The organism is Streptomyces sp. NPDC050636, assembly GCF_040654775.1.
In the GTDB taxonomy this organism is placed as follows: domain Bacteria; phylum Actinomycetota; class Actinomycetes; order Streptomycetales; family Streptomycetaceae; genus Streptomyces.
In genome coordinates, this window is sequence record NZ_JBFAIP010000003.1 from 292,721 (window position 1) to 304,769 (window position 12,049).

Here is a 12,049-nt window from a genome sequence, read left to right on the forward strand (position 1 = left end):
CCGCCCCGGCGGTGCAGCGCATCCGACTGCGCTACACCAAGCGCGGCCGCCTCCGGTTCACCAGCCACCGCGACTTCCAGCGCGCTTTCGAGCGGGCGCTGCGCCGCGCCGAGGTCCCCATGGCCTATTCGGCGGGCTTCACCCCGCACCCCAAGGTGTCGTACGCCAACGCCGCACCGACGGGCACCGGCAGCGAGGCCGAGTACCTGGAGATCCAGCTCACCCAGCACCGCGATCCGGAGACGCTCCGCGAGCTGCTGGACGAGTCGCTGCCGACGGGGCTCGATGTGATCGACGCCGTCGAGGCGCGCACCAGCGGTCTCGCCGACCGGCTGCAGGCTTCCGTGTGGGAGATCCGGCTCGACGGTGTCGAGCCGGAGGCCGCCGGGCGCGCCGTCGAGGCGTTCCTCGCCGCCGAGGAGGTGCAGGTCGAGCGCCGTACCAAAAACGGCATGCGGGCCTTTGACGCACGGGCCGCGGTGGCCCGCCTGGAAGCCGCCGGGCACGAGGGCGATAGGCCCGACGGCAAAGCCTGTGCGATACTGCGGCTGGTTGTTCGGCATCTGACACCTGCCGTACGACCCGACGACGTCCTGTCCGGCCTCCGAGCTACGGCCGACCTGGCGCCGCCGGTCCCCGCTGCGGTGACCAGGCTGGCGCAGGGGCTGCTCGATGAGGAGACCGGCGCGGTGACTGACCCGCTAGCGCCCGACCGCGACGCTGCCACGGCCGCCCCACCCACGGCCGCCGGGCTGAGTGCCGCGAAGGCGCCGAGTGGGGTCTCCCCGGCAGTATCCGGGGAAGGTACTGCGTAGGACCGCCGTCGATGTGTCGCCGATCAGCCAGGGAGCCACCCCGGTCCGGCAGACGCACTGACCAGGAGACTTTCGCCGGTACCCGACCTACGGGCCCGGCGAGCGAGACGACAGCTCCCGTGCGGCGCCCACGCCCCGGACGGCGGAACCGCGCACATCACGCGGACCGCGGCCGGAATCAGGCGCGGCGCCCGGGAGCGTGACGGGAGAACCGCCCGCATGCTCGAACCTATTGAGCCCACCGAATCCACGCAGTCCGCGGACCGTGGTTTCGACGACAATCACTCGCCCGGCGACACGCTGCCGCCGCGCCGCAGGCGCCGTGCGGCCTCCCGGCCGGCCGGTCCGCCGGTGGCCGGTGGCGACGCGCCGACCGTGGTGAGCACCGAGGCCGCCGCACCCGCGGACCCTGCCCCGAGCTCTGGAGGAGCGGGGGAGGCCCCGTCCGTCGAGGAGAGTCCCGCGCCCGCGGTCACCTCGGGGGACGACGCCAAGCCCGCCCGTACGCGCCGCCGCGCGACCCGTAAGGTCAGCGCCCCCACGGGGGCCCCGCAGGCGAGCGAGACCGAGCCGGTCGAGCCTCCGGCCGCGACGCAGGCTCCGGCTGTCGCCGAGGCACCGGCTGAGGCTGTGCCGGTTGATGAAGAAGTGGCGCCGCGTGCCCGTACCCGCCGCCGGGCGACCCGCAAGGCGACCGCCCCTGCCGGGGCCCCGCAGGTGAGCGACGTCGAGGCGCCGCAGCCCGTCGCGCAGCCCGCCGTGGCCGCCGAGAGCGCAGCCCCGGCTGCCGCCCAGGAAGAGGACGCCCGGCCCGCCCGTAGCCGCCGTCGCGCCACCCGTAAGGCCACCGCTCCGGCCGGTGCTCCGCAGACCGCCGACGAGGCGCCCGCCGCTGTGACGGCCGAGGCCGCTACCCCGGCTGCCCCGGTTGCCGACGAGGCGCCCGCCGCGCCCGTGGAGCCCGCAGAGGGTGTCAAGCCCGCCCGCAGCCGCCGCCGTGCCACCCGCAAGGTGACTGCCGCCGCCGGTGCGCCGCAGGCCGCCGAGGAAGCCGCGGAGGCACCGACCGCCGAGGCCCCTGCCGAGGCCGAAGCCGTCGAGACCCCCAAGCGCCGTGCGCGCCGCCGTACCGAGCGAGCCGCGGAGCCCACCGCGCCGGTCGCCGAGGCGCCGCGCGCCGAGGAGGAGCCCGCGCAGGAGGCGCCGGCCCGTGGCCGCCGCCGGGCGCAGCGTCCGCCGACCGCCGTCTTCCAGGCGCCGGTATTCACCGAGCCGATGTTCCAGACCCCGGAGAGCGCGGCCGCCGCTGCCGCCGCCGCGGCCCATCGGGACGAGGAGGCCGCGCCGGAGCAGGTCCAGGAGGAGCAGCCCGCGGTCGCCCCGCGCCGTCGCCGCCGCCGTGGTGAGCGGGTCGCCGAGCCGGTGGCCGCCGCGCCGGCCGAGCCGGAGCTCGACGAGACGGCCGAGGCCGAGGAAGAAGCCGAGGAAGAGGCCGAGACCGGGCACGGCGAGGACGAGTCCGGTGAGCGCCCCTCGCGCCGTCGCCGTCGTGGTGGCCGTCGCCGCCGTCGCGGTGAGTCCGCCGAGGGCGCCGACGAGCTGCCCGCCGAGGGCCGGGAAGCCGCCGCAGCAGCGGAAGCCGAGCCCGAGGAGGGCGAAGAGCAGGCCGCGGAGCAGCGCGAGGAGGCCGAGGAGGCCGACGAGCACGCCGGTGGCGGCACCAGCAGCAGCCGTCGTCGCCGTCGCCGCCGCCGTCGCAGCGGTGACGCCGGTGAGGCCGAGACCACCAGCGACGACCCGGAGCGCACGGTCGTCAAGGTCCGCGAGCCCCGCAAGAAGGAAGAAGCCGGGACCAGCTCCGACGAGGTGCAGTCGATCAAGGGGTCGACGCGCCTGGAGGCCAAGAAGCAGCGCCGCCGTGAGGGCCGTGAGCAGGGCCGGCGCCGGGTGCCGATCATCACCGAGGCGGAGTTCCTCGCACGCCGCGAGGCCGTCGAGCGGGTGATGGTCGTGCGCCAGAGCGGCGAGCGCACCCAGATCGGCGTCCTTGAGGACAACGTGCTCGTGGAGCACTTCGTCAACAAGGAGCAGTCGACGTCGTACGTCGGCAATGTCTACCTCGGCAAGGTGCAGAACGTCCTGCCGTCGATGGAGGCCGCCTTCGTCGACATCGGCAAGGGCCGCAACGCCGTGCTGTACGCCGGTGAGGTCAACTTCGAGGCGCTGGGCATGTCCAACGGCCCGCGGCGCATCGAGACCGCGCTGAAGTCCGGCCAGTCCGTGCTGGTGCAGGTCACCAAGGACCCGATCGGCCACAAGGGCGCCAGGCTCACCAGCCAGGTCTCGCTCCCCGGCCGCTACCTGGTCTACGTGCCCGAGGGCTCGATGACCGGTATCAGCCGCAAGCTCCCGGACACCGAGCGGGCCCGGCTCAAGCAGATCCTCAAGAAGATCGTCCCCGAGGACGCCGGCGTCATCGTGCGCACCGCGGCCGAGGGCGCGAGCGAGGACGAGCTGCGCCGTGACGTCGAGCGGCTGCAGGCGCAGTGGGAGGACATCCAGAAGAAGTCGAAGGCGGCGTCCACCAGCTCGCCGAGCCTGCTCTACGGCGAGCCGGACATGACCGTCCGGGTCGTCCGCGACATCTTCAACGAGGACTTCTCCAAGGTCATCGTCAGCGGTGACGGCGCCTGGGAGACCATCCACGGCTATGTCGCGCATGTCGCGCCGGACCTCACCGACCGTCTGCAGAAGTGGACTTCGGAGGTCGATGTCTTCGCGACGTACCGCATCGACGAGCAGCTGATGAAGGCGCTGGACCGCAAGGTCTGGCTGCCCAGCGGCGGTTCGCTGGTGATCGACAAGACCGAAGCCATGGTCGTGATCGACGTCAACACCGGGAAGTTCACCGGTCAGGGCGGCAACCTCGAAGAGACGGTCACCAGGAACAACCTGGAGGCGGCCGAGGAGATTGTGCGCCAGCTGCGGCTGCGCGACCTGGGCGGCATCGTCGTCATCGACTTCATCGACATGGTGCTGGAGTCCAACCGGGACCTGGTGCTGCGGCGGATGCTGGAGTGCCTGGGCCGGGACCGTACGAAGCACCAGGTGGCCGAGGTCACCTCGCTGGGCCTGGTCCAGATGACCCGTAAGCGGGTCGGGCAGGGCCTGCTGGAGTCCTTCTCCGAGTCGTGTGTGCACTGCAACGGCCGCGGCGTCATCGTCCACATGGACCAGCCGACGGCGGTCGGCGGTGGCGGCAAGCGCAAGAAGAAGGTCAAGGAAGGTAAGGCAGCCAACGGCGAGCGGCCCGAGCCGCAGGTCGAGGCCGAGCCCATCGAGGCCGTCGAGCCCGCCGCGGTCGAGGCCGCGCCGGAGCTGGAGCCCGCCCCGGTGACGGAGGCCGAGCTGCAGCCCGTGGTGGCCGGTGCCGACGAATGGTTCAGCAGTCCGGCGGAGGCCGAGGCCGCCGCCGGACGCCGTGGCCGCCGTCGGGCGAGCCGGAAGGTGTCCGCCCCGGCGGGCGCCCCCAAGGCCGCGGCGGAGGCCGCCGCGATCGTGGTGCCGGCCGAGCCGGTGCAGGCGCCGGCCCCTGAGCCGGAGCCGGTCGAGGTGCCGGTGGCGGAGCCCGCGCCGGCCCGTCCGCGCCGTCGGGCGACCCGTAAGGCGACCGCTCCGGCGGGCTCGCCCCAGGGGGCCGAGGAGGCCGCGACGATCGTCACGGCGGCCGAACCGGCTGTCGAGCCGGTCGCCGAGGTGCCGGAGCCGGTCGAGGCCCCGGAGGAGGCCGCCGAGGAGGCGCCGGCGAAGAAGACGGCGAAGAAGGCGACCCGTAAGACGGCCGCCAAGAAGACCGCCGCCAAGACGACCGCAGCCAAGACGACGGCGGCCAAGAAGACGGCGGCGAAGAAGACCGTCGCGAAGAAGAGTGCCGCCAAGACGACGGCCGCGGCCAAGAAGGCCACCACGAAGAAGGCCGCCGCGAAGAAGAGCGCCGCCAAGAAGACCGCCGCCGCCGAGCAGCCCGCGCTGCCGTCGGTGTCGGCCTCCACGGAGGACTGAGCACCATCCGGCAGCAAGGCCGGTCACCCGGGCCGTCGGCGGAAGCGTCCGTCGGCGGCCCGGGGCCGGTTTGACCCTCTGGTCAAGGCCCCGTAACCTTGACCGTCGGTGTCTGTGACACCAAACCCCTGAGCAAACACCTCTCGGTCCGCCGAGGGAGGCCGCTCGTCCACTCGGATTCCACGGGCTTTTCCCTACCCGTGTGAGCGGCTGGCATCAGAGGATCGAAACCTAGCGAAAGAGAGTTCCGCGTGTACGCGATCGTGCGCACCGGCGGACGCCAGCAGAAGGTTGCTGTTGGCGACGTCATCGAGGTTGACCGCATTTCCACCAGCAAGGTCGGCGACACCGTCGAGCTCTCGACGCTGCTCGTCGTCGACGGCGACTCGGTCACCAGCGACCCGTGGGTCCTGGCCGGCGTGAAGGTCCAGTCCGAGGTTGTGGACCACCACAAGGGCGACAAGATCCGGATCCAGAAGTACAAGAACAAGACCGGCTACAAGAAGCGGATCGGCCACCGCCAGCTCCACACGGCGCTGAAGATCACCGGCATCGACGCTCCGGCGAAGTAAGGGACTGAGGAGACATGGCACACAAGAAGGGCGCATCGTCCACCCGGAACGGTCGCGATTCCAATGCTCAGCGGCTCGGTGTGAAGCGCTTCGGCGGTCAGACCGTCCTCGCCGGTGAGATCCTGGTCCGCCAGCGCGGCACCCACTTCCACCCGGGCACGGGCGTCGGCCGCGGCGGCGACGACACCCTGTTCGCCCTGGCTGAGGGCGCGGTGCAGTTCGGCACCCACCGTGGTCGCAAGGTCGTGAACATCGTTCCGGTCGCCGAGTAATTCCGGCCCGACCGAGCGATAACCCAGTACCACTCCGAGGGCGGACCGCCTTTTCTCGCGAGAGCGGGAAGGCCGGTCCGCCTTTGGCGTGTTACCACAGAGACATTCGCGGAGTACCGCGACATTCCCGCATTACCTGGAGGCACCCCACCATGACCACCTTCGTGGACCGCGTCGAGCTGCACGTCGCCGCGGGTAACGGAGGCCACGGCGTGGCCTCCGTCATGCGGGAGAAGTTCAAACCGCTCGGCGGCCCCGACGGCGGCAACGGCGGCCGCGGCGGCGATGTGATCCTGGTCGTCGACCAGGCCGTCACCACGCTGCTGGAATACCACCACCACCCACACCGCAAGGCCACCAACGGTGCGCCGGGCGCGGGCGACAACCGTTCCGGCAAGAACGGCCAGGACCTGGTGCTGCCGGTCCCCGACGGCACCGTGGTCCTGGACGGCAAGGGCGAGGTGCTGGCCGACCTCGTCGGCCAGGGCACCACCTTCATCGCCGGCCAGGGCGGTCGCGGCGGCCTCGGCAACGCCGCGCTGGCCTCGGCCCGCCGCAAGGCCCCCGGCTTCGCGCTGCTCGGCGAGCCCGGCGAGGCCCGCGACATCGTCCTGGAGCTGAAGACCGTCGCGGACGTGGCCCTCGTCGGCTACCCCAGCGCCGGAAAGTCCTCCCTCATCTCGGTTCTCTCGGCCGCCAAGCCGAAGATCGCGGACTACCCCTTCACGACCCTGGTGCCCAACCTCGGTGTGGTGACGGCCGGTTCGACGGTCTACACCATCGCGGACGTCCCCGGTCTGATCCCCGGCGCCAGCCAGGGCAAGGGCCTGGGCCTGGAGTTCCTGCGGCACGTCGAGCGCTGCGAGGTGCTCGTCCACGTCCTGGACACCGCGACCCTGGAGTCCGAACGCGACCCGGTCTCCGACCTCGACACCATCGAGGAGGAGCTCGCCCAGTACGGCGGTCTCGACAACCGTCCCCGGGTGGTCGTCCTCAACAAGATCGATGTGCCGGACGGCAAGGACCTCGCCGACATGATCCGCCCCGATCTGGAGGAGCGCGGCTACCGCGTCTTCGAGGTCTCGGCGGTCGCTCACATGGGCCTCAAGGAGCTGTCGTACGCGCTGGCCGGAATCGTCGCCGAGGCCCGCGCGGCCAAGCCCGTACAGGAAGCCACCCGTATCGTCATCCGGCCCAAGGCCGTGGACGACGCGGGCTTCACGGTCACGGCCGAAGGCGAGAACTTCTTCCGCGTACGGGGTGAGAAGCCCGAGCGCTGGATCCGCCAGACCGACTTCAACAACGACGAGGCCGTCGGCTACCTCGCCGACCGTCTCAACCGCCTGGGCGTGGAGGACGCGCTGCGCAAGGCGGGCGCCCACGCGGGCGACGGCATCGCCATTGGTGCCGAGGACAACGCCGTCGTGTTCGACTGGGAGCCGATGATGGCGGCCGGGGCGGAGATGCTGGGCCGCCGTGGCGAGGACCACCGCCTGGAAGCGCCCCGGCCGGCCACGCAGCGCCGTAGGGACCGGGACGCGCAGCGGGACGAGGCCGACCAGGAGTACGACGGCTTCCAGCCCTTCTAGGGTCTGTCCGGCGGATCATGGCCGGGTGCGCGGCCGGACACGCGGCAACGGGGAAGGCCCCCGGGAGGAGATCTCCCGGGGGCCTTCCCCGTTGTGTGATGCCGGTGTTCGGAGCGCCAGACGCCCCGCTGCGGGCTAGACGGCCGCCGGTGCGTCCGGGGCGCCGTTGGACTCGCGTTCGGCCGTCTCCGCGGCGTCCACGTCCTCCTGGGAGCGCTGCCCGGGGATACCGGCCAGCCTGCTCTCCATGCGGAGGCGGCGCTCATCCGCCTTGGCGCACAGGTTCAGCGCGGCCTGGTTGAAGCGCACCGGGGACGGCGGGTCCGAGGGGCCGAGCAGGTGCTCCTTGAGCTCCGCGCGCTCCGCGGCGAGGACGTCCAGCTCCGGGTTGCGGACCGCGTCGAGGAGACCGGCCACGCCGTCCGCCTCGGGCGTGAGGATCGTCGCCGCCCGTACGGTCGGGAAGTTCGCCCGGAAATCGGCCTCGCTCATACCGGAGGTGTTGGCGACCGCGTAGGGCTTCTCGCTGGTCAGGTAGTCGGAGACGACGCTGGACACATCGCTGATCAGCACGTCCGCCTGGTTGAAGCAGGAGAAGATGCCGGGGCGGGCGGTGGTGACGATGCGGTGCTCCCACTCCGGGAACGAGTTCCAGTACGCCTCCTCCCAGGCGTCCACGGCGGCCGACACGGCGGCGGCGCGGCCCTCGGCCGGGGTGCCCTGCAGTCGCATCCGCTCCAGCTCGTCCGCGCTGGTGCGGAACGCGGACGTGGTCAGCGCGTCCAGTTCCTCGGTGCGGCGGGCCAGCTCGGTGGCGGCCTCGGGGCCGGGCAGCGCGCCGCTGCGCCGGTCGTTGGCCTCCGTGATCATCGCCTGGATCCGGGCATTGGCGGCGCCCGCCCGCGGGTCGACGGAGCCGGTCATCGGGTGCGGCTTGTACAGCAGCCGCACGTTGTCGTCGGCGAGCAGCTCGCGGACGATGTTCTCGCCCGCCAGGATCACCGAGGTGTTGCCGGGGTTGCCGTCCCAGCCCTCCCAGGTCGGGGCGTACAGCACCGTCGTGAGGCGGTCGGCAGGCGCGCTGCCGTCGTGCGGCCGGATCGGCGCCAGCTGCGGGCGGCCGACCTCGACGACGTCCTTGTCCTCGACGCCGATGTCGGCGAGCTGGTAGCGGTCACGGGCCGCCGGGCCCGCCACCCACACCTCGTCGTACGCCTTCGCGTACGGGTTGCAGGAGGACAGCTTGTCGCTCTCGCCGTGGTTGATGAAGGCGTGCTTGATCGAGGGGATGCGCAGGATCTGCGAGGTCTTGCCGGAGTTCGCCGGATGCAGCAGCACCTTGAGGGCGGAGTGCTCCAGACGCATCAGGTGGGCGACCTTGGGGATGCAGATGATCGGGATGTCCGTGGCCTCGATCTTCCGCACCATGAAGCGCTCGCGGAGCACGATGATCGGGTTGCCGTCCAGGTCGGCGAGGGTGCTCAGCCACATGTTGGCCTGGTAGGCGGAGGAGGAGCCGCCGGAGAAGTACATGCCGACGGTCGGCCGGTACTCGGCCAGCCAGTTGTCCAGCCACTCCAGCGCGTGCTTCTCGCCGAGCACCCGCTTCTTGGGCAGCAGCCAGGTGGCCAGGTAGACCGTGCCGCCGGCGGAGAGGACCAGGGAGACGGCCAGGCCGATGCCGCCCCAGTACGCGTCCGTGGTGATCGCGGTGAGCATCATGCCCGTGGTGGTCGGCACCGAGAAGCGCAGCAGCCGTCGGCCGGTCTGGCGGGAGAGGAGCCGCGGCGGGGCGTCGGACAGGCGCAGCGCCGAGGCGTCGATGTTCCGCGTCACGAACGGCAGGCTGCGGGTCCTGCGCACCAGCACCGCGACCGCCTGGCACACGAAGTGCGTGCCGTAGAAGAGCAGCAGGGTGATGGTCAGCGGCGCCTGCTCGTTGAGCGGGTTGATGCCGTCGATGTGCAGCAGGCCGACCAGTATCAGCATGTCGCGCAACAGCTGGCGCACGGTGACGTCGAAGCGGATCCGGCCGAGCACGGAGAGCAAGCCGGGCTGCTTGTGCTGGAGGATCAGGTCGAGACCAAGGTTCACCACCGATGCGGCGATGAACAGCGGAATGACGGGAAGCAGCGCACCGAGTAGCTGGGCGGTGAACGCGACCATCATCGCGAAGAGTGCCGCGAGCTGTACGACTCGGCGGGGGGCGATTCCGGCGGAAGGCACGGGGGAGGGCTCCTGGCAGCAAAGAAGGTCAAGGGGAGGCCGTGGGGGGCGGCCGGGTCCCGCGCTGCGACACCGCCGGAGCGGCGAAACGGGACCGATGGACACCCGACCGTATGACCTTGTTGGCCTTGGTGACAATCTGCTGTGGCTCTCATCACCGCGAAAGCGGACCAATCGAACGCAACCCTTTGGTTACCGAGTCCGTCTTAAGGGAAATCCAAGAACCGCCGGACGTTCCCAGGGACGGGACCGGCGGTGGGGACCGGCGGACCGCCGACAGTACGCGGCGGAAGTGGCCGGCAACTGCCCCTGTCGTGTCCAGCAGGGCGTCCGCCAGGCGATATCGCGGCGCAGCCGTCGGCGAGCTGCCGTAGATTGCGGCCGTAGGCAGCTGTACGGAGTTCCGTGCGGCAGCGGGATCGGCGACACAGGGGTACAGGTGGCAGGCGCAAGGCAGGACGTGGCGGACGCCCGCAGGATTGTGGTGAAGGTCGGCTCGTCGTCACTGACCACGGCCGCCGGGGGGCTGGACGCGGACCGCGTCGACGCGCTGGTGGATGTGCTGGCCAAGCACCAGGACAAGGAGATCGTGCTGGTCTCCTCGGGGGCCATCGCGGCCGGCCTCGCCCCCCTGGGGCTCGACAAGCGCCCCCGCGACCTGGCCCGGCAGCAGGCCGCCGCCAGCGTCGGCCAGGGCCTGCTGGTCGCCCGCTACACCGCGTCCTTCGCGCGCTACGGCCGCCGGGTCGGCCAGGTCCTGCTGACCTCCGACGACACCAGCCGCCGGGCCCACTACCGCAACGCCTGCCGGACGCTGGACCAGCTGCTGGCCATGGGCGCGGTGCCGGTCGTGAACGAGAACGACACCGTCGCCACCGACGAGATCCGGTTCGGAGACAACGACCGGCTGGCGGCGCTGGTCGCCCATCTCGTCCGCGCCGACCTGCTGATCCTGCTCTCCGACGTGGACGGCCTCTACGACGGCGACCCGGCCACGCCCGGCACCTCGCGGATAGCGGAGGTCAGCGGCCCCAAAGACCTGGAGGGCATCTCCATCGGCAGCGCCGGCAAGGCCGGGGTCGGCACCGGCGGCATGGTCACCAAGGTCGAGGCGGCCCGGATCGCGGCCGCGGCCGGCATCCCCGTCGTCCTCACCTCCACCGTGCACGCCGCCGACGCGCTGGCCGGCGGGAAGACCGGTACCCACTTCCTGCGCACCGGCCGGCGCTCCGCGGACCGGCTGCTGTGGCTCGCGCACGCCTCCACGCCGCGCGGTGCGCTCGTCCTGGACGACGGGGCGGTGCAGGCCGTCCTGGAGCGGAAGTCCTCGCTGCTGCCCGCCGGCATCGCCTCGGTCGAGGGCGACTTCTCGGCCGGGGACCCGGTGGAGCTGCGGGACACCGGCGGCCGGGCGATCGCCCGTGGCGTCGTCAATTTCGACGCCCGCGAAATCCCTCGTTTGATGGGGCGCTCGACCCGCGATCTGGCCCGTGAACTGGGCCCGGCGTATGAGCGGGAGGTCGTGCACCGGGACGATCTGGTCCTGCTGCACCACTGAGCGCCGGTCTGCCGGCCTGCCGCGCCACTGACGGCCGTCACACGGGGAAAACACCGGAGAACGCCGGGAAACACTCCCTGGACTGCGGAGCGAAGACCAGCCTTTCCATGAAGACCTTCGCGAAAACGCCCCCGCGACGGCCCGCGGGCTGGTCAACTTTGTTGCGGGGCGCCGTGGGTGAGCGGCGCCCGTGGCGCGACAGCGCACACGCCGAGGAACGACCGCACCATTCGGCTCCGCACCCCCGAGGGCGGAGCGCACCGCATCACAGGAGGCCGCCGGTGAGACGAGGGCGCCCAGGGGCACTGCCCCGAGGGACGGCGGAGCGCACACTGACCAGCGTCGGAACCGGCGAGGACGCCGGTTGGACGGATGACGACGAGCGCGCGGAGCGGAACGGCACGGCACAGCCGGCACCGGAGGGCGAGCGTCGGGACGCGTCCCGGCTGTGGCACATCACCCTCAGCGTCTCGGGGGCCGAGGCTCCCTTGAAGGAGGTCCGGCGGGCGCTCGAACAGCTCGCCCACGACCATCCTTTCCTGCTGACCAGCCGCTACGCCAACGACCATGCGGAGATCCGCTACTGGGAGGAGGCGCGGGATCTGCACGATGCCGCGGCGGTCGCCCTGCGGCTGTGGGGCGAACACCGCTCGACGGCCAAGCTGCCGCCGTGGGAGATCGTCGGTCTGGAAGTCATCGACCGCGAGACCTATCACCAGCGCATCGCGGAGGGATACGGCCCGCCGCCGGCCTCACCGGTCGGCGTGCATCCGTACTAGGGCCTGTCCGATGGGGTCAGGGTCGGAAAGGCCCTAGCTGTGTTGTCCGGACAGGTTGGTGACGCGGCTGGCTGGCGTGAGGCCGTGGATGCCGGTGTGGGGTCGGTGGTAGTTGTACCAGTGCAGCCAGTCGGGGAATGCGGCTTGTCGTTCTGAGTCTGAGGTGTAGGGCCGGT

At 71.7% G+C, this 12,049-nt stretch carries 9 protein-coding genes; 7 read left to right on the top strand and 2 right to left on the bottom strand.

Annotated features, from left to right (window positions below; translation table 11 throughout):
* The first annotated feature begins 11 nt into the window (after nt 1-11).
* From AB0I10_RS05950 to obgE, 5 genes are all read left to right on the top strand, one after another.
* Nucleotides 12-815, top strand: coding sequence for a TIGR03936 family radical SAM-associated protein (locus AB0I10_RS05950; RefSeq protein ID WP_363151072.1), 804 nt, complete (start codon nt 12-14; stop codon nt 813-815).
* Nucleotides 816-1,034: 219 nt separating this feature from the next.
* Nucleotides 1,035-4,877 (top strand): Rne/Rng family ribonuclease, encoded by a 3,843-nt coding sequence (locus tag AB0I10_RS05955; RefSeq protein ID WP_363151073.1) that lies wholly within the window; start codon nt 1,035-1,037, stop codon nt 4,875-4,877.
* A 251-nt stretch (nt 4,878-5,128) separates the two neighbouring features.
* Nucleotides 5,129-5,449 carry a 50S ribosomal protein L21 gene (rplU, locus tag AB0I10_RS05960; protein WP_363151074.1) on the top strand — a complete coding sequence of 107 codons (321 nt, stop codon included), beginning with the start codon at nt 5,129-5,131 and terminating at the stop codon, nt 5,447-5,449.
* Nucleotides 5,450-5,463: 14 nt separating this feature from the next.
* Nucleotides 5,464-5,721, top strand: a complete 258-nt coding sequence (rpmA, locus tag AB0I10_RS05965) for a 50S ribosomal protein L27 (RefSeq protein ID WP_363151075.1) — start codon at nt 5,464-5,466, stop codon at nt 5,719-5,721.
* Nucleotides 5,722-5,873: 152 nt separating this feature from the next.
* Nucleotides 5,874-7,310: a GTPase ObgE gene (obgE, locus tag AB0I10_RS05970; RefSeq protein ID WP_363151076.1), complete on the top strand. Its 1,437-nt coding sequence runs from the start codon at nt 5,874-5,876 to the stop codon at nt 7,308-7,310.
* 135 nt (nt 7,311-7,445) lie between these two features.
* On the opposite strand, the gene AB0I10_RS05975 is transcribed toward obgE, so the two are convergent.
* Nucleotides 7,446-9,536 (bottom strand): hypothetical protein, encoded by a 2,091-nt coding sequence (locus tag AB0I10_RS05975; protein ID WP_363151077.1) that lies wholly within the window; start codon nt 9,534-9,536, stop codon nt 7,446-7,448.
* Nucleotides 9,537-9,975: 439 nt separating this feature from the next.
* Between AB0I10_RS05975 and proB the strand changes: the two genes are divergently transcribed.
* Nucleotides 9,976-11,094: a glutamate 5-kinase gene (gene proB / locus AB0I10_RS05980; protein ID WP_363151078.1), complete on the top strand. Its 1,119-nt coding sequence runs from the start codon at nt 9,976-9,978 to the stop codon at nt 11,092-11,094.
* Between the two features lie 281 nt (nt 11,095-11,375).
* Entirely contained in the window at nt 11,376-11,873 is a 498-nt protein-coding gene (locus tag AB0I10_RS05985; RefSeq protein WP_363151079.1) for a hypothetical protein, read from the top strand.
* A gap of 33 nt (nt 11,874-11,906) precedes the next feature.
* On the opposite strand, the gene AB0I10_RS05990 is transcribed toward AB0I10_RS05985, so the two are convergent.
* The coding region (locus AB0I10_RS05990; RefSeq protein WP_363151098.1) for an integrase core domain-containing protein at nt 11,907-12,049 on the bottom strand (143 nt) is incomplete at its 5' end.